At 62.2% G+C, this 23,482-nt stretch carries 20 protein-coding genes; 10 read left to right on the top strand and 10 right to left on the bottom strand.

All coding sequences use genetic code 11. The features are described from left to right. Window positions 1-5: 5 nt before the first annotated feature. Entirely contained in the window at window positions 6-470 is a 465-nt protein-coding gene (locus ACZ1HH_RS08705) for an META domain-containing protein (RefSeq protein ID WP_472636408.1), read from the top strand. Window positions 471-563: 93 nt separating this feature from the next. On the opposite strand, the gene ybiA is transcribed toward ACZ1HH_RS08705, so the two are convergent. The 3 genes from ybiA to ACZ1HH_RS08690 form a co-directional block, all read right to left on the bottom strand. Further along, complete coding sequence (gene ybiA / locus ACZ1HH_RS08700) at window positions 564-1,037, bottom strand: riboflavin biosynthesis intermediates N-glycosidase (RefSeq protein WP_472636407.1); 474 nt, start codon at window positions 1,035-1,037, stop codon at window positions 564-566. Window positions 1,038-1,068: 31 nt separating this feature from the next. Next, entirely contained in the window at window positions 1,069-2,742 is a 1,674-nt protein-coding gene (locus tag ACZ1HH_RS08695; RefSeq protein WP_472636406.1) for an FAD-binding dehydrogenase, read from the bottom strand. Between the two features lie 288 nt (window positions 2,743-3,030). Further along, the gene (locus ACZ1HH_RS08690) at window positions 3,031-4,806 is read right to left on the bottom strand and encodes an SLC13 family permease (RefSeq protein ID WP_011539223.1); all 1,776 of its coding nucleotides are present in this window, start codon (window positions 4,804-4,806) and stop codon (window positions 3,031-3,033) included. Window positions 4,807-5,267: 461 nt separating this feature from the next. Between ACZ1HH_RS08690 and ACZ1HH_RS08685 the strand changes: the two genes are divergently transcribed. Continuing rightward, window positions 5,268-6,008 (top strand): YebC/PmpR family DNA-binding transcriptional regulator, encoded by a 741-nt coding sequence (locus ACZ1HH_RS08685; protein ID WP_011539221.1) that lies wholly within the window; start codon window positions 5,268-5,270, stop codon window positions 6,006-6,008. A 243-nt stretch (window positions 6,009-6,251) separates the two neighbouring features. Here ACZ1HH_RS08685 and ACZ1HH_RS08680 read toward each other — a convergent pair whose 3' ends face one another. Both ACZ1HH_RS08680 and ACZ1HH_RS08675 read right to left on the bottom strand, forming a co-directional pair. After that, on the bottom strand, window positions 6,252-7,109 hold the full coding sequence (locus tag ACZ1HH_RS08680) for a COG3904 family protein (RefSeq protein ID WP_487320241.1): 858 nt from the start codon (window positions 7,107-7,109) through the stop codon (window positions 6,252-6,254). 20 nt (window positions 7,110-7,129) lie between these two features. Continuing rightward, window positions 7,130-8,050: a LysR family transcriptional regulator ArgP gene (locus tag ACZ1HH_RS08675; protein WP_472636404.1), complete on the bottom strand. Its 921-nt coding sequence runs from the start codon at window positions 8,048-8,050 to the stop codon at window positions 7,130-7,132. Between the two features lie 109 nt (window positions 8,051-8,159). Between ACZ1HH_RS08675 and ACZ1HH_RS08670 the strand changes: the two genes are divergently transcribed. After that, the gene (locus tag ACZ1HH_RS08670) at window positions 8,160-8,789 is read left to right on the top strand and encodes a LysE/ArgO family amino acid transporter (protein WP_472636403.1); all 630 of its coding nucleotides are present in this window, start codon (window positions 8,160-8,162) and stop codon (window positions 8,787-8,789) included. Between the two features lie 92 nt (window positions 8,790-8,881). After that, complete coding sequence (locus tag ACZ1HH_RS08665; protein ID WP_168610572.1) at window positions 8,882-9,823, top strand: pirin family protein; 942 nt, start codon at window positions 8,882-8,884, stop codon at window positions 9,821-9,823. Here the strand turns inward: ACZ1HH_RS08665 and ACZ1HH_RS08660 are convergent. Then, window positions 9,772-11,409, bottom strand: coding sequence for an ABC-F family ATP-binding cassette domain-containing protein (locus ACZ1HH_RS08660; protein WP_472636402.1), 1,638 nt, complete (start codon window positions 11,407-11,409; stop codon window positions 9,772-9,774). The two genes, ACZ1HH_RS08665 and ACZ1HH_RS08660, sit on opposite strands and share 52 nt — an antisense overlap. Before the next feature lie 293 nt (window positions 11,410-11,702). On the opposite strand from ACZ1HH_RS08660, the gene ACZ1HH_RS08655 reads away from it, so the two are divergent. Together ACZ1HH_RS08655 and ACZ1HH_RS08650 are read left to right on the top strand one after the other, a co-directional pair. Then, entirely contained in the window at window positions 11,703-12,635 is a 933-nt protein-coding gene (locus ACZ1HH_RS08655) for a DMT family transporter (protein ID WP_472636401.1), read from the top strand. 117 nt (window positions 12,636-12,752) lie between these two features. Further along, the gene (locus ACZ1HH_RS08650; RefSeq protein WP_472636400.1) at window positions 12,753-13,826 is read left to right on the top strand and encodes a DUF1036 domain-containing protein; all 1,074 of its coding nucleotides are present in this window, start codon (window positions 12,753-12,755) and stop codon (window positions 13,824-13,826) included. A gap of 75 nt (window positions 13,827-13,901) precedes the next feature. On the opposite strand, the gene betI is transcribed toward ACZ1HH_RS08650, so the two are convergent. Continuing rightward, the gene (betI, locus tag ACZ1HH_RS08645; RefSeq protein ID WP_011539213.1) at window positions 13,902-14,492 is read right to left on the bottom strand and encodes a choline-binding transcriptional repressor BetI; all 591 of its coding nucleotides are present in this window, start codon (window positions 14,490-14,492) and stop codon (window positions 13,902-13,904) included. 197 nt (window positions 14,493-14,689) lie between these two features. Here betI and ACZ1HH_RS08640 point away from each other — a divergent pair, with 197 nt between their 5' ends. From ACZ1HH_RS08640 to betA, 3 genes are all read left to right on the top strand, one after another. After that, window positions 14,690-15,898, top strand: a complete 1,209-nt coding sequence (locus ACZ1HH_RS08640) for a choline transporter (RefSeq protein ID WP_011539212.1) — start codon at window positions 14,690-14,692, stop codon at window positions 15,896-15,898. 203 nt (window positions 15,899-16,101) lie between these two features. Next, a complete protein-coding gene (gene betB, locus ACZ1HH_RS08635; protein ID WP_416368712.1) occupies window positions 16,102-17,559 on the top strand; it encodes a betaine-aldehyde dehydrogenase in 1,458 nt (485 codons plus the stop codon). Window positions 17,560-17,715: 156 nt separating this feature from the next. After that, window positions 17,716-19,371, top strand: coding sequence for a choline dehydrogenase (gene betA / locus ACZ1HH_RS08630; RefSeq protein ID WP_472636399.1), 1,656 nt, complete (start codon window positions 17,716-17,718; stop codon window positions 19,369-19,371). A 98-nt stretch (window positions 19,372-19,469) separates the two neighbouring features. Here the strand turns inward: betA and ACZ1HH_RS08625 are convergent, their stop codons facing one another. Further along, window positions 19,470-19,862: a hypothetical protein gene (locus ACZ1HH_RS08625; RefSeq protein WP_254658827.1), complete on the bottom strand. Its 393-nt coding sequence runs from the start codon at window positions 19,860-19,862 to the stop codon at window positions 19,470-19,472. Between the two features lie 384 nt (window positions 19,863-20,246). Here ACZ1HH_RS08625 and ACZ1HH_RS08620 point away from each other — a divergent pair, with 384 nt between their 5' ends. Continuing rightward, entirely contained in the window at window positions 20,247-20,486 is a 240-nt protein-coding gene (locus tag ACZ1HH_RS08620) for an HP1242/YdcH family protein (RefSeq protein WP_011539208.1), read from the top strand. Window positions 20,487-20,540: 54 nt separating this feature from the next. Here ACZ1HH_RS08620 and ACZ1HH_RS08615 read toward each other — a convergent pair whose 3' ends face one another. Next, window positions 20,541-21,929, bottom strand: coding sequence for a helix-turn-helix domain-containing protein (locus ACZ1HH_RS08615; RefSeq protein WP_472636398.1), 1,389 nt, complete (start codon window positions 21,927-21,929; stop codon window positions 20,541-20,543). Between the two features lie 266 nt (window positions 21,930-22,195). Beyond that, on the bottom strand, window positions 22,196-23,389 hold the full coding sequence (locus tag ACZ1HH_RS08610; RefSeq protein WP_011539206.1) for a multidrug effflux MFS transporter: 1,194 nt from the start codon (window positions 23,387-23,389) through the stop codon (window positions 22,196-22,198). Window positions 23,390-23,482: the final 93 nt, after the last annotated feature.

Here is a 23,482-nt window from a genome sequence, read left to right as displayed (position 1 = left end):
GACCCATGATGACAACCCGAAGAGCTTTTATCGCCACCGTTCTGGTGGCAGCCTCCGCCATCGTGATGAGCGCGCAGACCCGCGCGACCGAGCCAGCCACTCCGCCGCTGACCGATACGCAATGGACCCTGAGCGAGATTGAGGGCAAAGCCCCGCTCGAAGGGCGTGATCTCGACCTCACCTTTTTTGAGGATGGTCGCTTTGGCACCAGCGCGGGCTGCAACCGGTTCATGGGCGAGGTGGAGATCGAAGGCGATGAAATCACCTTTCCCGACAAGATCGCCGGCACCATGATGGCCTGCCCGGAGGGCCTTGCAGAACAGGAAGAAAAGCTGCTGTCGCTCCTCCCAGAGGTGACGCATTACCAGATCGAGCCGGACGCGTTGATCCTGCTGGACAGCGACGGGCAGGCGCTTCTGCGTTACAGCCGAGAGGTCGAAAAAGAAGGTCTGGTTGAGACCAGTGGCTGATGCTGGCGGGCACATCCGAGACGAAATACCCCGGGGAGCGTTGGTCTCAGCGGTCCTCGCCCATCCCTGATTTGGACCGCCAGCGCCGCCTCATCAGCGTTTCAGAGCCGCCGCATCCTCAGCCAGTTCACCCCGAACCCGCATCAGGATCCGGCCCAGCTTGTTGAGACCCAGCCCATCCGGGCCGCAGCCCCAATAGGCATCCATAGGCGCGTTCTCCACCAATGGGGCATCGCCGGTGCCGAGAAGCAACTGCCGCGGCGCGCCATGGGTGCGAAACTTGCACAAGACCGCCGCATACATGATGTCATCCTTGACCTCCTCCCAGTCGGCACGCAGGGGGACCTTGCGCGTCATGCCAAGGGCTTTGGCATCCTTGGGTTTTTGGCACCGGCGAATGCGTGTGCGATAGGCTGCATCGTGGAATTTCATCGCCTGAAAATAGTGTTCCACCGTCGGCCACCAAATGTCCTCAAAGCACACCCCATAGGGCGCGAAGTTCGAAAACTCCGCATAAGGGTCCGTTTGCGCGTAAAAATAGATCGTATCTGGAGAGGGCGGTGTCATCGCGGCTGCCTTGCACACGTTTCCGCCCAGATCACGCGATCTGATCCGAACGCCCAGCCTGACGCCCCGAAAAGAGGCAGCCCCCCAGAAACGTGCCCTCAAGCGCATTGTAGCCGTGATACCCACCCCCGCCAAAGCCAGCCGCTTCGCCCACCGCAAAGAGGCCGGGCAGGGGCGCCCCGTCTGCGCCGATCATCTGACTCTCCAGTGTGGTGTGCAGCCCGCCCAATGTCTTGCGGGTGAGGATACTGAGCCGCACCGCGATCAGCGGCCCATTGGCGCGGTCCAGCAACCGATGCGGTTTCGCCGTGCGAATAAGCCGGTCACCGCGATAATTGCGCGCCGCGTGGATCGCCTGGATCTGGCGGTCCTTGGCAAAGGGATTGTCGACCTGCGCATCGCGCGCCTCGATCTGGGCGCGGATATGTGCCTCGTCAAGCGGCACATCCGCGATCTCATTCATGCCGCGCACAAGGTCCGAGAGCGTCTCGGCCACCACAAAATCCGCGCCATGTTTCTTGAAGGCTTCGACCGGGACGGGGGCCTTGCCGCCGGAAAAGATCCGCGCCCGGAGCACTTCGGCCCATGTGCCGGACGTGAGGTCTGGGTTCTGTTCCGAGCCCGACAGTGCAAATTCCTTCTGGATGATCTTCTGACTGAGGATGAACCAGCTGTAGTCCTGCCCGCTGGCCAAGATTGCCTTGAGCGTCCCAAGCGTGTCAAACCCCGGCAGCGCCGGATCGGGCAAGCGGGTGCCATGTGCGTCAAACCAGAGCGACGACGGGCCGGGCAGGATGCGGATGCCGTGGTTGGGCCAGATCGGGTCCCAGTTTCTCAGCCCCTCGCAATAGTGCCACATGCGGTCGCCGTTGATGATATGGCCGCCCGCCGCCTGCGCGACCTTCAGCATGCGCCCGTCCACATGGGCCGGCACGCCCGACACCATCCGGCTGGGCGCCGGGCCAAGCCGCTCTGTCGGCCAGTTTTCGCGGACCATCTCCAGATTGCCGCCGATCCCCCCCGAGGCCACAATGAGCGAGGGCGCGTAGACTTCGAACTCGCCGACCTCATGCCGGTTGGTTTGTGCGCCGATCGGGCCCTGGTCATCGGCCAGCACCTCGCCCGAAACCCCTTTGATGTGACCGCCCTGCTGGATGATATGGCTGACCTGATGGCGAAAGCGCGCGTCGATCCGTCCCGTCGCAACATAGGCATGCACGCGCTGGGCAAATGGGGCGACCACGCCCGGCCCGGTGCCCCATGTGATATGGAACCGCGGCACGGAGTTGCCATGCCCTTCGGCGCGCCCATCGCCGCGCTCGGCCCAGCCCACGACTGGAAACCAGCGCAGGCCCAGATCATGCAGCCACGCGCGCATATCGCCTGCGGCAAACTCGAGATAGGCCTTGGCCCATTGACGCGGGATCTGATCCTCGGGACGGTCGAACTGTGCACTGCCCGCCCAGTCGCGCTGCGCAAGATCCAGACTGTCGCGGATGCCCATGCGGCGCTGCTCGGGGGTGTCCACCATAAAGAGGCCGCCAAGGCTCCAATGGGCTTGTCCGCCGATGAAATGAGCCGGCTCCTGTTCCAGCAGGATCACCCGCTTGCCGCGATCCGCCAGCTCATTGGCCGCAACCAGACCTGCCAGACCGGCCCCGATCACGATGACATCGGCGTGGTTGTCGCGCTGTGCGGCGGCCATGGCGCTCCTCCTTCAGTGGCGTGCCTTTCCTCCAGAGCCTAGGCGCAAGGCGGCCAGTCGCGCAATCTTTGCGTGTGGGGCTGCCGCAAGGGCAACGTATGGTGTGATGGGACACCCCGGCCAAGGGCACGCCGTCGCCGGTCGTGAGGCGTGCCTCAGACCCTCGGCAGCGGGGCGCGCATCGCGCGGCGTGCTTGGGGCGCGCCCTTGGCGCGGCTCAACGCTTTTGAGGCTGGCTGTGTCATATCCGGAGCGGGGCAGGCACATGCTCTCGGTCCTTGGGGCGCTTCAGAGGGGCCAGAAGAACAGGATCGCTGGGATCGAGACCGCGATCACAAGGATCTCGAGCGGCAGCCCCATCCGCCAGTAATCGCCGAACTTATAGCCGCCGGGGCCCAGCACCAGCGTGTTGTTCTTATGGCCGATGGGGGTGAGGAAAGCCGCCGATGCCGCCACCGCGACCGCCATCAGGAAGGGGTCGGGCGACACATTCAGCGCCTGAGCCATGGAGATCCCCACCGGCGCCGCCACAATCGCGGTCGCCGTGTTGTTGAGCACATCCGACAGCGTCATTGTCACCACCATCAGCACTGTCAGGATCGCCCAGGCGGGCAGCCCTGTGGTCAGCTCAACAAGCCCATGGGCCAGAAGCTCGGTGCCGCCTGACGTTTCGAGTGCTTGTCCCAGCGGGATCATTGACCCCAAGAGCACCACCACAGGCCATTCCACATGGTCATAGATCTCTGCCACAGGCAGGATCTTGAGCAAGACATAGCCAATCGCCACCAGTCCGAGCGCCACCGGCAGATAGACCAGCCCCACCGACGCCGCCAGAACCGCCGCGGCAAAGAGCCCGATTGCCCACCAGGTCTTGTCATTGGCCGTCACCGAAAGACCGCGTGCCGCAAGTGGCAGACAGCCCAGCCACTCTGCAACCTCTGCCCCGCGATCGCGCGGGCAGAGGATCAGCAGGATGTCTCCGGGCGCCACTTCGGTCTGGCGCAAATGTTTGGTCAGCCGCTCGCCCTGACGCGCAATGCCAAGGAGCACCGCGCTCTGGCGCCAGGCGAGTCCGACGCCCTGCGCGCTGCGGCCCGCAATACGGGAATATTCAGGCACCACCACCTCGATCAACTCGAGCCCTTCGCCCGCAGCCTTCAGCTTTTCTTCGCGCGCGGCATCGGAAAAATCGAGTTTGAGCGTGGCGCGGAATTCATCCAGCGCATCCGGGGTGGCCTCCAGCACGATGGTATCGCCCGCCTGCAGCAGCGCCCCCGCTGCCCGGCCATAGCGGCGTTGCCCGCCGCGGATCAGCCCCAGGATGGCCACATCGGCCTTCTCGGCCTCCGGATCCAGACTGCCAAGCCGCTGGCCAATCAGATCGCTGTCTTCTGGCACTGTCAGCTCTGCGATATAGGGGGCAAGCTGGCTCTCGGTAGCGCCCGCCGCGCCCGAACGATCCGGGATCAGCCGCCAGCCCACCAGCGCCACAAAGGCCAGCCCCGCCGCTGCCGCCGCCAACCCCACGGGGGCAAAATCGAACATCTTGAACGGTTCGCCCAACGTGTCATGGCGGATGCTGGCGATGATGATATTGGGCGGGGTGCCGATCAGCGTCGCCATGCCGCCAAGAATGGTGGCAAAGGACAAGGGCATGAGGCTCTGACCCGGCGTGCGCCCCGCCTTGCGTGCTGTCTGGATGTCCACCGGCATCAACAGCGCAAGAGCGGCCACATTGTTCATAAAGGCCGACAAGACCGCGCCCACGCTGCCCATGAGCGCAATATGCGCGCCAAGCGCCCGGCTCTGGTCCACCAGTGTCCGGGTGATAAGATGCACGGCCCCGGATTTCACCAGCCCGGCCGACACCACAAGCACCAGCGCCACCACCAGGGTGGCCGGATGACCAAAGCCCGCAAAGGCATCTTCGGCCTTCACCAGCCCCAGGACCACCGCCACCATCAGTGCGCCAAAGGCCACCAGATCATAGCGAAACCTGCCCCAGAGCAGCAGGCCGAACACGGTCGCAAAGAGGCCAAAAAGCAGGGTTTGATCCAATGTCATTCGGGGCTCCGCCGCATCGTGATACGCCACCGAAGAAGCTCGGATGTCGCGTGTCTCAGAACAGAAGTGCAGCCTCATGCAAGGAAAATCAATAGTTTACTCCGGTGGCTTCGCTCTTGGGCATGATCTGACTGGCCCAATGCGTCGCGCCCAAAATCTCTGGCATGCTCTCGTCTTGGTATATCGCGGCGCGCCCCTTGATCCACACCATGCGGCTGAGGCGGCGTTCGGTAGGGTGGCGGAGAAAGATCGCATCGCCGACGATACTCTGCGTGAAAGAGGCAGTGGCCCCTGCACGATGCGACCGACGGGGCTTGAGCCCTGGACGCAGCAGTGTCGCGGCCCGTCTTTGGGGCCGGAAATCGGGATGCGCGCAGAAGAAAAACAGCCCGCGCTTGAAAGCCTGCGCTCTCAGAGGCTATATGAGCGCCAGTTTCTGAAATCAAAACACAGGATGCACCATGGCAGGCCATTCCAAATGGGCAAACATCCAGCACCGTAAAGGTCGCCAGGATGCTGCGCGGTCCAAGCTCTTCTCCAAACTTTCCAAAGAAATCACCGTCGCCGCCAAAATGGGCGACCCGGACCCTGAAAAGAACCCGCGCCTGCGCCTTGCTGTGAAGGAAGCCAAGTCGAACTCCGTGCCCAAGGACGTGATCGACCGCGCCATCAAGAAGGCGACCGGGGGCGATGCGGAGAACTACGACGAGATCCGCTACGAGGGTTACGGCCCAAATGGTGTCGCAGTGATCGTCGAGACCATGACCGACAACAAGAACCGCACCGCCTCCACCGTGCGCTCGACCTTCTCCAAGAACGGCGGCAACCTCGGTGAAACCGGCTCTGTCGGCTTCATGTTCGAACGCAAGGGCGAAGTGACCTATCCAGCCTCTGTGGGCGATGCGGACACGGTGATGATGGCCGCAATCGAAGCGGGCGCCGAGGATGTGGAAAGTTCTGAAGACGGGCACGTGATTTTCTGTGCGGACACCGATCTCAACGAGGTGTCCAACGCGCTTGAGGCGGAGCTTGGCGAATCCGAGAGCACCAAGCTGATCTGGAAGCCCACCACCACCACCGAGCTTGATCTCGAAGGCATGCAAAAGCTGATGAAGCTGGTGGATGCGCTGGAAGACGACGATGACGTGCAGCGCGTGACCACCAACTTTGAGGCCTCCGACGAGGTGATGGCCCAGCTCTGATCTTGGGATCAGGCAGGCTTGTGATACCGGCCCCACGTTTTCAGGCGTGGGGCCGTTTTCTTTTCTGGGTGGCCTGTGCCGGTCGGTGGCATCGCGATCCTTGCCTTGAGTGAACAGGCACGAGTGAAAAGGCGCACGCCTCGCGTGGGGTGGGGGACGGAACCGCGTCCCCGCAGCAGATCCGCCTCTGGATCCTCCTCTGGGGCCCTTCATGCGTAGCTGTTTCGCTCGCGCAGCGGTGTTCTACGGGGACGTCAGAACCCCTGCGGCCCGCAGTTCAGCATGATCGGGGTACCACATCTCTTCGGGGGGGCGGTCAAAGATCCGCGCCGCAAACCCGGGCTGCATTCCCTGCGCCAAAAAGAAGACGCGGTCTTTTTCCTGCGCCGCATCAATGTCATAGCCGGGTAAATGCACCCATTCACTGAGGCCGTAGCCGTGAAACCCGAGCCGCGCCTGCGGGTCGAGGTGGCGCCGTGTTCCGGCCATGAACAAAAGCGTGCAGGCCGAACTGCAGGCTTCACTCACCGTTGTCTCGAGACCCGCGCCCATGATCACCTGCGCCGCACCGCGTGCTTCAAAGACATGCCCACCCGGACTGCCGAGATGGATCACGCGCAGATCCGGAGTGTCCTCTATGATCTGCGTCAGCCGCGCCTTCAGCCCATAGGTGATCTCGCCCTCAAATTGCACTGTGCGCCCATCGGCGCTGAGGGTGAGCTGATACAGCGCCTCGCGCGCCCGGCGCATCTGCTCGCTGTGCTGTTCCTCGGGGGGCGGCCTGTTGGCGATCAAGACCGTGTCCCACCAGAGGGTTGCGCTTGATAACAGCGCCAGCAGGCACAGCAGATACCCGCCCCAACTCGGCGCCATTGCACCGGTGTCGCGGATATGGGCTTCGGCGGCCTGATGATAACGCCAGAGCTGCCAGACCAGAAACCCCGCATCCAGAACCGCTGCCGGGTAGACCAGCCAGATCGGCAGCTGCAGGCTCTGATTCATGGCCCAGAGCGCGGCAAGAACTGCGGCACGCGGCAACACCAGATGCAGCCAAACGCTATGGGCAAACGATCCTTTGGGGAGGTGGGGCACTGACAGCATAGGCCAAGCCTAGCATCAACTCACCCGCCACGGCCAGCACGCGCGTTGGAGGCCTTTGGGGGCGGATGCAGATTGGCGCTGGCAGCACGGCGCACGGCTTGGGTGATCTCCACAAGTGCGGGGGCCATGATCCGACTCACATGCCAATAGAGTGGTGTTTCAAGCGGGCTCTGGGGGACCAGTTCGACCAGAGCACCAGAGGCCAGATGCGGTTCGGCCAGTGTCTCGGGGTTCATGCCCCAGCCGAGCCCCGCGGCCGCCGCATCGAGAAAGGCCTGCGTCGATGACAACGCATGTGAGGGCGGTGTGAGGCCGGGGGCGACATGGCGCGCAAGCCAGCGATGTTGCAGCCGATCCTTCGCGTTGAACACCATGCAGGGCGCGACGCTTGCGGTTTCTGGCGTCACGCCACCCTGAAACCAGCGCGCCATATAGGCGGGGCTGGCCGTTGCGACATAGCGCAGATGCCCAAGCGCATGCACATCGCAGCCCGCAACCGGACGCGGCTCGGCGCTGACCGCCGCCGAAACCACCCCGCGGCGCAGCCAGTCGGTGCTGTGGTCCTGATCGTCGATCACAAGATCAAACAGCACATCCCCCGCCGCCACCATCGCCTCGACAAACCAGGTCGCAAGACTGTCCGCATTGACCGCCAGCTTGAGCCGCGCAGGTGTTTCGGCGCCCTCGAGCGACAAGTCCCGGCTGAGGCGACGCTCAAGGAGCGCGACATCCTCTGCATGTTTGGCGATCCGAAGCCCGGTTTCTGTGCCAGTGCAAGGGCTTGAGCGATTGACGAGGGGCGTGCCGATGCGATCCTCCAGCGCCTTGATCCGCTGTGAGATCGCCGAGGGTGTCACCCCAAGCGCCGCCGAGGCCGCATCAAAGCTGCCAAGGTCGAGCACCGCCGAAAGAGCCGCCAGTTGAAGGGGATCGTATCGCATTAGCCAGTCTTAATATGCCACAGTATCTTTAATTTGATTACGCCACCCCGGCTGGTTAGTCAAAGGCAGCCGCAGGCCAGCGGCGCACACAGCCCAAAGGACAGACGCCATGCAGCCCCTCCCGATGACCCCAGACATGCTGCCAATTCTGATGGCAGGCTTTGGCCTTGGCTTCAGCCTCATCCTTGCGATTGGCGCGCAGAACGCTTTTGTGCTGCGGCAGGGGATACGCGGCCAGCATGTCTTGCCAATCGTGCTGACCTGCGCTCTGTCGGATGCGCTGCTGATCACGGCGGGGGTTGCGGGCTTTGGGACGCTGACCTCTGCGTTGCCGTGGTTCGAGCCCGTGATGCGCATCGGCGGCGCGCTGTTCCTGACCGGCTACGGGCTACGGTCGCTGCGCTCGGCGTGGACGGGCGGGGCTGCGCTTTCGACCGAGGGGCAGGGGGGTCAGACCGCGCTCTGGCCAGCGGTTCTGACCTGCCTCGCCTTCACCTGGCTCAATCCGCATGTCTATCTCGACACGGTTGTGTTGCTGGGGGCGATCTCGGCGCAATATACGCCGGCCTGGGTCTTTGGCCTTGGTGCGGTGACGGCCTCTTTTGTGTTCTTTTTCACGCTCGGGTATGGCGCGCGGCTGCTGGCACCGATCTTTGCCCGCCCCCGCGCGTGGCAGGTGCTGGACGCGCTGATCGGCGTGGTCATGCTGGCGCTTGCGGTCAAGCTCGCGCTGATGTGAGACCCTGCGCAGACCCTGTGCAAAAGCAAAGGGCTGCCAGAACGCTGTCTTTCGCCTAGCTTAAAGGAAAGCGGCGAGGAAAGGACAGATCCATGAGCTGGAACCCGACACTTGAACCCATGTGCCCCGAAGCGGGCAATCTCGACAGTATCGAGACGCTGGTGGTGCCCCGCGCGCGCGACATCGGTGGTTTCGAAGTGCGCCGCGCCCTGCCTGCGCCCCGGCGGCAGATGGTGGGGCCGTTCATCTTCTTTGATCAGATGGGTCCGGCAGAATTCCTCACCGGCGCGGGCATCGACGTGCGTCCGCACCCCCACATCGGCCTTGGCACCGTAACCTACCTCTATCAGGGTGAGTTTGAGCATCGCGATAGCCTCGGCACCCATCAGATGATCTATCCGGGCGAGGTGAACTGGATGGTGGCTGGCAACGGCGTCACCCATTCCGAGCGCACCTCGGAAGCCACCCGCAAGGGCCAGAGCAGCCTCTTTGGCATCCAGACCTGGATCGCGCTGCCGGAAAACAAGGAAGACATGGCGCCAGTGTTTGAGCATCACGGCAAAGAAGCCCTGCCGCATCTGCTGGGAGAAGGCAAAGAGGTGCGCCTGATCCTCGGCACCGCCTGGGGAGAGACCGCGCCTGTCACCATGCACTCGGAAACCTTCTACGCGGACGTGATCCTGGAGGCGGGGGCAAAGCTGCCGATGCCCGACAACCACGAGGACCGCGGGCTGTATATCACCCGTGGTGCAGTCGAGATCGCAGGCCAGACCTTCGGCGCCGGGCAGATGATGGTCTTTCGCCCCGGTGATGCGATCACGGTCACCGCAGGTCCCGAAGGCGCGCGGCTGATGGCGCTCGGCGGTGAGACCATGGGCGGGCCGCGCCACATCTGGTGGAACTTCGTCGCCTCCTCCAAGGAGAAGATCGAAGAGGCCAAACAGGCCTGGGCGCGCGGCGATTTTGCCAGCAATCCCCGCTTTCAGCTGCCACCGGGCGATGACAGCGAATTTATCCCGCTGCCCGACCGCTGAGACGGCAGCACGAGGCGGCGGGTGAGAGCGATCCGGTCAAGGAACGCGCTGTCGTGGCTCACCACGATGAGCGCACCGTCATACCCCAAAAGCGCCGCCTCCAGTGCCTCCAGCCCCTCAAGATCAAGGTGATTGGTCGGCTCGTCCAGCACCAGAAGCGGCGGCGGAGTTGGACGTGCCAGCGTGCAGGCGAGCCCCGCCCGAAGCCGCTGCCCGCTACTGAGCGCCGCGGCCTGCCACAGCGCTTCGGAGGCGCGAAACCGAAACCGCGCCAGCGCCGCATGTGCATCCTGCGCTCCCACATCGGGGTTGAGCCGAAGGTAGTTTTCCAAGAGCGTTTTGTCGCTCTTCAAAAGGCTCAGATGCTGATCCAGCAGTGCCGCCTCTGCCGGGCGCGTGATGTGCCCGGCGTGTGGCTCAAGATGCCCGAGGATCAGCGACAACAGCGTGGTCTTGCCGCAGCCATTGGGGCCCATCACGGCGATCCGCTCCGGCCCGGTGATCTCCAGTGAAAAATCCCGCAAAACCGTATGGGGGCCATAGCCTGCGGTGATGTGCTGCAGCGCGACGAGGCGCGTCTGGTTCCGCAGGCCGGTTGCGGGGATCTCCATCTGGATCGGTTCGAGCACCTCGATGCGCTCACGCGTATCAGCAAGGGCGGCCTCGGCCTCGGTGCGCCGGGCCTCGCGCAGCCGAACGCCCGCTCCCTTGGAGGCCTCGGCACGTTCTTTTGCTTTATCGAGCAACACCTTGGGCTGACTTCTTGACGCCCGCGCCGCCCTGCCTTGGCTGTCGCGCCGGGCTTTGCGCTCTGTGGCGTCCTGGGCGCGGCGCAGGGTTTCCTTGCGGGTCTTTTCGGCCTCATGAAGGTCCTGATAGGCCGCTGCCAGCTCCATGTCCCGCTCGGCGCGATACCGGCTGTAAGGGCCTGCATAGCGCTGGGCGCCACCCGCCCGCAGCTCCACGATCGCGTCCATCTCTTCCAAAAGAGCGCGATCATGGCTCACCACCAGCGCAAGGCCGCGCCAGTCGCGCAACAGCCCCCGCACCATGGCGTGCCCCTCGGCATCAAGCGTGTTTGTGGGCTCATCCAGAAGCAGAATATCGGGTGCCTGAAAGATCTGAGCGGCCAGCGCCACACGCGTGCGCTGCCCTCCCGAAAGCGGCACGAGCGGCTCTTCTGGCGCAACGGACACCCCGCAGCGCTGCAAGGCTGCCTCGATGCGCGCGGGCAGGGTCCAATCGGCCTCGGCCAGGTCGGTATCCGTGGCCACGCCGCGCTCGATGCGCCGCAACCGCGCAAGGGCAGGGGCTACCCCAAAGAGATCAGCCACCGTGAGATGCGCCGCGCTGGCCACCTCCTGTCGCATCCATCCCAGACGGCCAGAGACCTGTACGCGCCCGCCCTCAGGGGGCAGGTCGCCTGCAATCAGACGCAGAAGTGTTGTCTTGCCAGAGCCGTTTCGGCCGACAAGACCCATCCGTCCGGATTGCAGATGAAGGGTAAGATCAGAGAAAAGCGGTCGCGCGTCAGCGGCGGACCAGCGCAACCCGTCGAGCAGGACGCAAGCGGAGGGAGAGGACATGACAAAGGACCACGTGCAGCGACACAAACAGGGCGAATGCGGCAAGGGTCTGGATCATGGATCGGGTCTTCCTCTGCTGGTTACGACCCGAACTATATGCGCCTCTTTCGCAAAGGCAAGCACCCATCGATGCAACATCACGTCAGGCAGAAAGCCGCCTGCCAGGGCGCCCTCAGTGTTGTGCCCCGCGCAGCTGCCGGTCCGGCCGACGCACAATTGCATCCCCGAAAGGGGTACAATATTTCACAAGTGAAGGGTTGTCTTGCCGCCGCAATAGGTGTCTTTTTGCCCGCATGAGCGATGTATCCCAGACCAAAGCCCCGGCCACAGAGCCCACCTCCAATCCGATGCGCGGCGTGTTCTGGATGCTGGTGACGGGGCTGAACTTTGTCGCGGTCACGGCGCTCGTCAAATACATGGGCCCACGCATTCCCCCCGCCGAGGGTGCCTTTCTGCGCTATCTTCTCGGGCTGGTGTTCCTGATCCCGATGATCCGCTCGATCAAGGCGGTGGAGTGGACGTCCCAATTGCATGGTCTCTTTGCGCTGCGCGGCGCGGTCCATGCGCTCGGTGTGATCATGTGGTTTTTTGCCATGACCCGCATCCCGCTGGCCGAGGTTACCGCGATGAACTACCTCTCGCCCGTCTATGTGACACTGGGAGCGGCGATCTTTATGGGCGAAAAACTCGCCTTTCGCCGCATTGCAGCCGTCGGGGTGGCACTTCTCGGGGTGGTGGTGATCCTGCGCCCGGGCTTTCGCGAGGTGTCGCCGGGGCATCTGGCAATGCTCATCACCGGCTTTGCCTTTGGGCTCTCATACCTCTTGGCCAAAACCATGGTCGGGCGCACCAATCCCACCGTTGTGGTGGCGATGCTGTCGATCTGGGTGACCATCGGACTTGCGCCCTTTGCGCTGGCCAACTGGGTCACGCCGACCCTCTTTGAACTGGCGCTGCTCTTTGGGGTCGCCTGTTTTGCCACCGCTGGCCACTACACGATGACGCTGGCCTTTGCCTCGGCGCCGCTGACGGTGACACAGCCGGTGACCTTCCTGCAGCTGATCTGGGCCACGCTTCTTGGCGCGCTGGCCTTTGGCGAAAGCGTCGATGTCTGGGTGGTCGTGGGCGGCACCATGATCCTTGGCGCGGTGACCTTCATCACCTGGCGCGAGGCGATGGTAAAGCGGCGCGCCATCACCCCCGCACCGCATGCCACAAAGTCCTGATCACGATATATCACCGTAATATCATGGAAAAAGCCCGTTAAGGGCCGCCGCACCTGTCGTCAGAGTGTTACACTTCTGTCATAGATGTTTGCATCGTGATGTACAAAATGATCCCTCATGTCGTTCCCGGCTGTTAGGCGCCTGTGCCTGCTGGCCGCTACGCTCGCCTTGCCGTCTGCGGGGCAGGCGGCGCTTGACCTGTGCAACGACACCACCGCGGCGCAGCGGGTAGCAATCGGCTTTCAGGAGGCGGGCGACTGGACCTCAAAAGGCTGGTGGGATTTGCCTGCAGGCAGCTGTACAGAGGTGCTCTCTTCCCCGTCAACAAGCCGGTTTTATTATCTGCGGGTAGAGACCGAGGGCTGGGCCTTCACCGATGACAGGCTTGGGTTTTGCGTCGCGGACACGGATTTTGAAATCAAGGGCGAAGATGGGTGCGCGCGCCGTGGCTTTCGCCAGGAGAATTTCGCACGGATCGACACCAGGGGCGCCGCTGCACCCGACCCAACAGCCCAGACGCGGCCAGCCGCAGATCCGGACACTGGGTCCGACGCCGCGCTCAGGACTTACACGCACCACCTCAGCGCCCATCTCACTCCGATCAAATCCGACGTCCCGGCGCGCCATGTGGTCCAGTCCGGGTTCAGCACCAAAGCCGTGTTTCAAGGCTGTGATGCGGAAACCACCGCCTATGCCAGCTTTTGCACCTTCATCGGCGCCGGGCGGCGCTATCTGGTTTATGACGACGGGCGCACCTCCGCCGCGCTCTGGCAGGAGATCCAGCAAGCCATCCGCGGGCGACGCTACACGCTCGAGGGTTTGCGAGAGGATCTTTTTGACACCACGTCAGAACTGGTTCTGCGCGCCATCCGACCAGAGCCCGAGGATCGCTCGGATCAGCTCTTGGCCAGCCTGCAGGGTCTCTGGCGCTCCACCATCGATCCCAATGACAGCTTTCGCGTCAGCGGGGCCGAGCGCATAAACGCCTATGCCGGGGCGGAAACATCGGTCGAATACCTCTCTTTGCACAAACCCTGCGCCGAGGCGGGCGACGAGAGCCCCTTCCTTTTTACTTGGGACAATAATTCCGGCACCAGCCTGTGCTACGCTATTGCCCGCCTCACTGACACCGAACTGGCGCTGATCTACCTTCCGCGCGGGACCGAACTGGTCTACCGCCGCGAGGGCTGAGTCTGCGGCCTTCTTCTAACCTCAAATATCCCGGGGTCCGGGGCAGCGCCCCGGCGCATGGGCTGCGCCCTGCGCCTAGGCCGCCAGCGCGCGCGAGGTGACGAGATCCACCACCCGATGCGCCGCAGTGCGGGCCGCCTCGGTGTCCAGCGGCTGTTCCGATTGCGCGGCCTGCAGCCAGACGCCATCCATATAGCTCTGCAGGGCCTGGCGCGCGGTTTCCACCTGATCGGCGGGCACCAATTGGCTCAACTCGGCGACAAAATGGCTGCGCACCCGCGCGCGGTTGATCCGGTGCAGCCGGGCAAGACTGGGAGAGTAGGGCGCATTGGCCCAGAACTGCATCCAGATGCTGCATTGCGGCACGCTATACAGCGAATCTGCAAAGTTCGCATCCATCACTGCATAGAGCCGCTCCAGTGGTGATCGGGCCTGCGCATAGCCCTCGACCATCGCCTTGCGCAGCTTGCGCAACAGATGTCGCATTGTGGCTTCCATCAGCCCTTCCTTGGAGCCGAAATAATAGCTGATCGACGCTGCCGAAGCCCCGGCTTCACGCGCGATTTCCGCCATGGTTACAGTCCCGTAGCCACGTTTGTGGACGGTGATGATCGTTGCTTCAATAAGCTCTTCGTTGCGGATGTCGCGAATGCGTTTACGTGCCATAAAATCAGACTGCGCCACTGCGGCGGATTATTCAATATTTGTCCTCGAAAAACCAAAACTTGAATGACCATTCAAAATTTGGTTAGTTTATTCAGGCGAGGGCGTTCCAGGCCGTCGCTGCCAATAACAATAACATCGCTCAACGCGGGCACCAGAGGGACCGCCTGCGACAAACTTCACTGGGAGGTGAAAAACGAATGACCTATTTGATCTCCGCAGGCATTCTGCTGGCCTTTGCGCTGGTGGCATTCTGCGTCATCAAGTGGTGGAACCTGGAGGTGGTCGGTGTCACGCCCGTGCCGCTGTTCACTTTCATCGCAATCCTGTTCACATCCGGCCTAGACGTCGGGCTCGTGATGTTTCCGCTGGCGTGGGATTTCCCGCTTTATGCCGACACCGCAACCGAACCTGCCTATGGGTTCACAAACCCGCTTGCGCTTGAATTCGGTTTCTGGGGCTTCCTGATCTGGGGCTTTTATTTCCTGACCACCTTCTACTTCTGCGTGATCGAACCGCGCGTGAAGTTCTTCGAGATCCCGGTGGTCAAGTGGATCAACAACATCGTCATCATCGGCACCTGTGCCTTTACCGGTGCGCTGTTCCTGATCTATCTGCCCTATTACGCCACCTTCATGGGCGACGGCGAGACGGTGATCCCGGCCTTCTACGTCATCACCTTCCTGGTGATCCTGTTTGCGGCCTTTTCCTCGACCGACATCAAATATGTGCGCATCCTGTCGCTGGGCTCCACCGGCCTTTTTGCGCTGCTGATCCTCGGGATGTGGGCCTATTCCGGCATGGGGCTGGGCGAGTTTGCGGGCACCGCCTCCAACATCGGCGGCTATTTCGCCAATATCCACAAGTTCGTGCTGCCACTCACCGACTACCATGAGTTCTACCTGTTCTGGTGGTTTGCATGGTCGATCATGATCGGTCAGTTCACCTCGCGCTTTGTGGGTGGTCTGAAGACCTGGCAGGTGCTGGCCGCGCTGCTGATCTTTCCGTCGATCCCGCTCGGCGTGTGGTTCTCGGTGCTCTACTACTACCACCTCAACGAGATCCCGACGACGCTCGTCATCAATATCTCCATGGTGGTTGTGGGCGTGATCTTTGTGATCAACTCGTTTGACTCGTTGATCCGCCTCTATACCGACAACCTGAACCTCACCAGCAAACGCTTTGGCAAGCTGCCCTATATCCTGGGCAATGCGGTTGTGCTCTTTGCGCTGACCGTCGCCTTCCAGAGCCAGTGGCTGCAGATCCAGTGGATCGGTGCCGTGGTGATCGGTCTTTATGTGGCCTGTCTGATCTATATCTTCGTCAACAAGCGCGAAGAGGTCATGGCGATCAAAGCCAGCCCCGAAGAAAACGACCTCGATTTCTCCAAGATCGAGACAGTACACTAAACACGCTGGCAGCGTCCCCGCATGTGGGACGCTGCCGTCCGACCCATTCACGAGAGACGCCGCGGCGGCTTTCCTGCATGTGCCGGTCCCCGAAAGAAGCCGCACAGCTTCGCGTGCCCGAGAGGGCCGCGAAGGCCTATTGACAGCGCTCCGCACCCTCGCGGGGCATTCCGTTGACCTCGAACATGAATGAGGCGAAAGACATGACACATCCGGCCCAGCCCAAAGCCAGCCATTTCATCAATGGCGAATATGTCGAAGACACCTCCGGCACCCCGATCCCGGTGATCTATGCTGCCACTGGCGAGACCATCGCCACCGTTTACGCGGCCACACCTGCAATCGTCGAGCAGGCGCTGACCGCCGCTGAGGCTGCGCAGAAAGAATGGGCCAAGATGTCCGGCACCGAGCGCGGCCGGGTGCTGCGCCGCGCCGCCGACATCATGCGTGAACGCAATCACGAACTGTCGGTGCTGGAAACCTATGACACCGGCAAGCCCCTGCAGGAAACCCTGGTCGCGGATGCCACCTCTGGTGCGGATGCACTGGAATATTTCGGGGGCCTCGCGGGCAGCCTCACCGGCGAGCACATCCAGCTTGGCGAAGACTGGGTCTATACCGTGCGCGAGCCGCTTGGCCTCTGTGTGGGGATCGGCGCGTGGAACTACCCCACCCAGATCGCCTGCTGGAAGGGCGCACCCGCATTGGCCTGTGGCAACGCCATGGTGTTCAAACCTTCCGAGACCACGCCGCTCTGCGCGCTCAAGGTGGCCGAGATCCTGATGGAGGCCGGCGCGCCAGCCGGGCTTTACAACGTCATTCAGGGCATGGGCGAAGTGGGCGGCAAACTGGTCACGGACCCGCGCGTCGACAAGGTCTCGCTCACCGGGTCCGTTCCGACCGGCAAAAAGGTCTATGCGGCTGCGGCTGAGGGCATGAAACATGTAACCATGGAGCTGGGTGGCAAATCCCCGATGATCGTCTTTGAAGACGCCGACATCGAGAGCGCCATCTCCGGTGCCATCAACGGCAACTTCTATTCCTCGGGTCAGGTCTGCTCGAACGGCACCCGCGTCTTTGTTCACAAGGACATCAAGGAGAAGTTCCTCGCCCGTCTGGCCGAGCGCACCGCCACCGCCAAACTTGGCGATCCGATGGATGAGAGCGTGAACTTTGGCCCGATGGTCAGCGAGCGCCAGATGGAGATCGTGCTCGGTTATATCGAGAAGGGCAAATCCGAGGGCGCGCGCCTGATTTGTGGTGGCAAACGCGCTGATATGGATGGCTTTTTTGTTGAGCCCACGGTCTTTGCCGATGTCAAAGACGATATGGTGATCGCCCGCGAAGAGATCTTTGGCCCGGTCATGTGCGTTTTGGATTTCGAGAGCGAAGACGAGGTGATCGCCCGCGCCAATGATACCGAATTTGGTCTCTCAGCAGGGGTCTTCACCAAGGATTTCACCCGCGCGCACCGGGTGATCGGTCAGCTTGAAGCCGGAAGCTGCTTTATCAATTCCTACAATGACGCGCCCGTCGAGGCGCCCTTTGGCGGCGTCAAAGCCTCTGGCGTGGGGCGTGAAAACTCCAAGGAAGCGATCAAGCACTTCAGCCAGGTGAAGTCGGTCTACGTGCGCATGGGCGACTGCGAAGCAGCCTTCTAAAGGCGACACACAACTGTAAGGGCGCGTCCTTTTGGGCGCCGCCCACCCACCCGCCCCGTCCCCCAAAAGGACGCGGGCGACCAGAGAGGTTATGTCCTGCGGCGCCGTGAGGCGGGGCAGGGCAGGGTCTCAGCCGGTGATAGGAGAAGAGACGCGATGAACGCGGATTATGTGATTGTTGGGGCGGGCAGCGCAGGCTGCGCCATGGCCTACCGTCTGAGCGAGGCGGGCAAATCGGTGCTGGTGATCGAGCATGGTGGCACGGATGCGGGCCCCTTCATCCAGATGCCCGGCGCATTGAGCTACCCCATGAACATGTCGATGTATGACTGGGGTTACAAATCCCAGCCCGAGCCGCATCTGGGCGGGCGCGAGTTGGTGACGCCGCGCGGCAAGGTCATTGGCGGATCTTCTTCGATCAACGGCATGGTCTATGTGCGCGGCCACGCGGGCGACTATAACCACTGGGCCGAAACGGGCGCGACCGGCTGGTCCTATGCCGACGTGCTGCCCTATTTCAAACGTATGGAAACCTGGGATGATCGCGGCCATGGCGGCGATCCCGACTGGCGCGGCACCGACGGCCCGCTGCATGTCACCCGTGGCCCCCGCGACAACCCGCTACATGATGCCTTTGTGAAGTCCGGGCAGCAGGCGGGGTATCCGGTCACCAAGGATTATAACGGCCAGCAGCAAGAGGGCTTTGGCCCGATGGAGATGACCGTCTACAAGGGCCGCCGCTGGTCTGCTGCCAATGCCTATCTGAAACCTGCGCTCAAGCGCGACAATTGCGATCTGATCCGCGCGCTGGCCCGCAAGGTGGTGATCGAGGATGGCCGCGCCGTCGGTGTCGAAGTCGAGCGCGGCGGCAAGATCGAAGTCATCCGCGCCAATATCGAGGTGATCCTCGCAGCGTCTTCGCTCAACTCGCCCAAGCTCCTGATGCTCTCGGGCATTGGCCCCGCCGCGCATCTGGCCGAACATGGCATCGACGTCATCGCGGATCGTCCCGGTGTTGGCCAGAACCTGCAGGACCATCTGGAGTTCTATTTCCAGTTTGCCTCCAAGAAGCCGATCACGCTCTATAAATACTGGAACCTCTTCGGCAAGGCCTTGGTCGGGGCGCAGTGGCTCTTTACCAAGACCGGGCTCGGGGCCTCGAACCAGTTCGAGAGCGCGGCCTTCATTCGTTCGGACAAGGGGATCGACTATCCCGACATCCAGTATCACTTCCTGCCGATCGCCGTGCGCTATGACGGGCAGGCGGCGGCCGAGGGCCACGGCTTTCAGGCCCATGTCGGCCCGATGCGCTCGCAGTCGCGCGGCGAGGTAACGCTGGCCAGCGCCGATCCCAACGCCGCGCCAAAGATCCTGTTCAACTACATGTCCACCGAGCAGGACTGGATCGATTTCCGCAAATGCGTCCGCCTCACGCGTGAGATCTTTGCACAGGATGCGATGAAGCCTTTTGTGAAGCACGAGATCCAGCCGGGCACCGACCTGCAAACGGACGAGGAGATCGACGGATTCCTGCGCGAACATGTCGAGAGCGCCTATCACCCCTGCGGCACCTGCAAGATGGGTGCGGTGGATGATCCGATGGCCGTGGTTGACCCCGAATGCCGGGTGATCGGCGTCGAGGGGCTGCGGGTCGCCGATAGTTCGATCTTCCCGCGCATCACCAACGGCAACCTCAACGGGCCCTCGATCATGACCGGCGAGAAAGCCTCCGACCATATCCTCGGCCGACGGCTGCCGTCGTCGAATGCCGAACCCTGGTTTAATCCGGATTGGCAGACCTCGCAGCGTTGAACCCTGCACTGTTAGTCACGCCTAGCCGCCCCCTGCATCCGCAGAGGGGCGGTTTTTTATAGACATGCCTGAAAGTCATTGTGGTCGGAAAGCGGTATTTAGTTGCCGTTGAGCGAAATGGCCCGAAGCTCTGTTACGACCCCTCTTGCCACGATCTGGCCGCCTTCATAGCAATTGAATTTTAGACCAACCGATATCCGTTTCCGGTGGTAGCACACCATTTCTCTCACCAAGATGTGCATCCAAGCCTTGTATGTTCCTACAAGCGGGATGCCCTTCTGAATAGGTGTGCCTTCGGTATCCAGAAAATTTGGCCAAATCATGTAGATTTCTGCATCCAGATTGCGCTCTGGCTCTAGAGGATTGTCCTCTGCATAGCCGAAATCCCAGCGAATGTAGTTGTGTGGCGGCGTTTGGCGCCCTCGCTGCTCTTCGGTAAGGATCGTAATCTCAGCTTCGAAGTCAGGCTCGGTCAAATACAGGTCTGTCATGGAAGAAACGGCTCGCATAATCCGAGCCAGCGAACAACGCTTTATAGCTGTGAAGGGCTCAATGCAGACCACCCCGATTTGAAAGCTGTCCTTTTACTCCTCTCCCTGTGCCCGATCAGAGATCTGCTCCTTGTCGGAGTGGGGTGGAGCAGGTGCACAGCTCTTCACACGGCTGCAACCTTTGCCACCACAGGGAATAATATGTTGCGGCGCTTCAATTCGGGCGTTGGTGCGGTAGCTTGACTTGAGGCCCGGATATCGCAGCGATGCTGGCCGCACGTCATTTGGGGTTTGGAATTCCCCAAAAACTTGATCCCGGTCAAAGTGCGTCTGCGAGTCATCTTCTAAGCTCCTGTCAAACAACGCATTGAAGGAGCAAACAAGATGTCCCATACCCCTCATGAACTGGCCGAGGAATTCCCCGAAAAAGCCGCTCTGATGAGCGAACTCAAGCAGTCGGACGCGCATTTTGCCAAGCTTGCGGATGAGTACCACGAGGTGAACCGCGCCGTGCACCGGGCCGAAACCAATGTGGAACCGGTGTCCGAGCAGGCCGAGAACGACATGCGCAAGAAACGCGCTGCTCTCAAGGATGAGATCTGGGGCATTCTGGCCAAAGCCTGATCTCAGGCGATGACGCATCACGGGCCGCCCTCACGCGGGGCGGCCTTTTTGCGTTCAATTGACCCGGTAGGGCAACACGCTGCGCTCGTTGGTGTCCACCGAAAGTCGTCGCTCCAGCGGCGGCACCGAGCGCTGGTGGCAATGCTGGCGCTCGCAAATCCGGCAGGAGATGCCGATGGGTTCAAAGGCCGAGGCCTGCGTCACATCAAGCCCATCCGCAAAGACCAACGCATCCGCGTGGCTGACTTCGCAGCCCAGCGAGATCGCATAGCGTCGCACCGGTGCGCCAAAGGATCCGCCCGGTTTGGAGACATCCCGCGCCAGCGAGATATAGCGCACCCCGTCGGGAGTCTCGGCGAGCTGTCGCAAAAACCGCCCCGGTGTTTCAAAGGCGCGGTGGACGTTCCACAAAGGACACGCGCCGCCAAAACGGGCAAACTGCAACCGTGTGGCCGAATGGCGCTTGGTGATCGTGCCCGCCTGATCGACGCGCACAAAGAAAAACGGAATGCCCTTGGCGCCGGGACGTTGCAGGGTCGACAGGCGATGCGCCACCTGCTCGATCGAGGCGCCAAAGCGGATCGACAACAGCTCCAGGTCATGCCGGCAGGCCTGTGCGGCCTCCAGAAACCGCGTGTAGGGCATCAGGGCTGCGCCGGCGAAGTAATTTGCAAGGCCGATCTTTGCAATCGAACGGGCCTCATCGGTCTGGAATTTTGCAAAATCGAGTGTCGCCTCCAGCAAATTCCCGTAGCGCAAAAGCGCCAGTTGCAAGAGCATCTGAAACAGCCGCGTTTGCGGCGCGGAGCGATGCGACAGCGCCAGCACTTTGGTGTCGGGATCATAGGCGCGCAACCCCTCCATGTCGCGCAGGGTCAGGGTCACGCCGATCTCTTGCAGGGCGGTCTCTGCGTTTTGGCGGGTGTCGCCACTGCCCGAGAACCGCTCGGCCGCGCGGTCCACGGCGTCGATATAGTTGTCGCAGTAATGAAAGAAGTCGCGCACCTCTTCCCAGGGGCTGGCCTGAATGCGCGCATCCGCACGCCCCAGCGCCTCATCCAGCGAGGCAAGCCGCTCGTGGGTTTGACGGTAAGCGCGGTGCAGGCTGAGGAAAGCGCGGGCGAGGGCGGGGGCGTTTGACGCAGTGAGGCGCAGATCGGCCAGGGGCGGCACATCATCGGCAAAGACCGGATCGGCCATGGCCTCGCGCATGTCAGAGATCAACCGTTCGCTATCTCCAGACGACAGCTCTGTCACATCCAGCCCGAACTCCTGCGCCAGCGCCAGGACGACCGTGGTGGACACAGGCCGGTTGTTGTTCTCCATCTGGTTCAGATAGGGCAGCGAGACGCCGAGCTTGGCGGCAAAGTCCTTTTGCGTGAGGCCGATCCGATTGCGCATCTCGCGCAGCTTCGCCCCGGCATAGAGCTTTTGGGTGGCCATGTGGCTTGCCTTTGCAAATTGAGCTGAGTTAATTTGTATAACTGCAAACTCACTCTGGCAAGCCGCACTGGTTATAACCGTGCCCATATTGAGCTCCCCGAAAGGGCGAGGGGAGACCTCCCGCCCACGGCCCCTGCTTAGAAAAAGCAAGGCCCGCAGTTGGGCCAAGCGCGCAAGCGCGCCCCTACCGGGGCGCGCTTGCGCGCGGGTCGCTTCGGGCAAAGCCCGAAGCGAAACACTTTATGTCCAGTCGGGGCGTTCCGATCTCAGGCCGCAAGCCCAAGCTGGCGTTCGCGCCGCATCACGTAAAGAATGGCCACCAACCCAAGGCAACCGCTGGCAAACATGATCTCAAGCAGAGGTGCGGCATTGGAGCCGGGCACCAGGAGCCAGCTGGCCGTGGCCGACAGCGCCGCACCGGCGCCGATCATGATCGCCGAGGACAGCCCCGCCGCCGTGCCCGCCAGATGCGGGCGGACGCTGATCGCACCGGTGGTGCCATTGGGGATCGCCATGCCGTTGCCAAGGCCGACAAAACACATCAGTCCAAAGAAGGTCCACACCGTGTCCATGCCCGCAAGCGTAATGCTGAGCGAAAGCCCGACGCCAAAGATGTTCACGATCGCGCCCCAGAACACCATCGTGTTGATGCCAAAGCGCTCCGAGTACCGTCCGGAGAGGAAATTGCCGAGGAAATAGCCCACCGCAGGCGCGGAGAAATAGATCCCGAGTTCTGCACTGTTGAGCCCATAGACATTGGTGCCCACAAAAGGGCTGCCGCCGAGGTAGGCAAAGAAGCTACCTGACGACAGGCCCGCCGCGAGCGAGTAGCCCCAGAAGCGGGGCGAGCGCAGCAGTGCCGGGTATTCGCGAAACTGTGCGATCAACGGCTTGCCGCTCGCCGTCGCGGTCTCGCCGAAATCGGCGTAGAAAATCACCAGCGTCACCGCCGCGGTGGCAAAGAGCAGCCAGAAGTTTGCGTGCCAGCCAAAGGCCTGATCCAAGATCCCGCCAAGCGCCGGCCCCACCATCGGCACCACTGTCATCCCCATGGTGACATAGCCGATCATGCTCGCGGCCTTGGGCCCTTCATACATGTCGCGCACCGCTGCGCGGCTCAATACCATACACGTGGCCACCACCGCCTGCGCCATCCGAAAGGCGAGAAACACCTCGGCCGTGGTTGCAAAAATACAGCCCAGTGTGGCCAGCAGAAACAGCAGCAAGGAGACCATCATCACCGGACGGCGGCCCATCTTGTCCGAAATCGGCCCGACAACGATCTGGATCACCGTGCTCGCGGCCAGGTAAAACGGCACCGAAAGCGCGATCAGGCGATACTCGACCCCAAAATAGGCCGCCATGCCGGGCAGGGACGGCTGAAAGATATTCATGCCAAGGGCAGAGAGGCCGGAGAGCAGGATCAGGGTCCAGATGGTCGGTGGGGTGCTGCGTGTCACTATACGTCTCGGTTTAGTTTGCGTGTTAACCGTTTAGTTTGCGGCGGGCGGCTTGTCCAACATTGCTGCCCGAAGGGTACAATCTAGACGCGC

Source organism: Epibacterium sp. HA2-3 (assembly GCF_055693725.2).
Note: the sequence above shows the minus strand (reverse complement) of the source record. Positions and strands in the feature narration are given on the sequence as shown.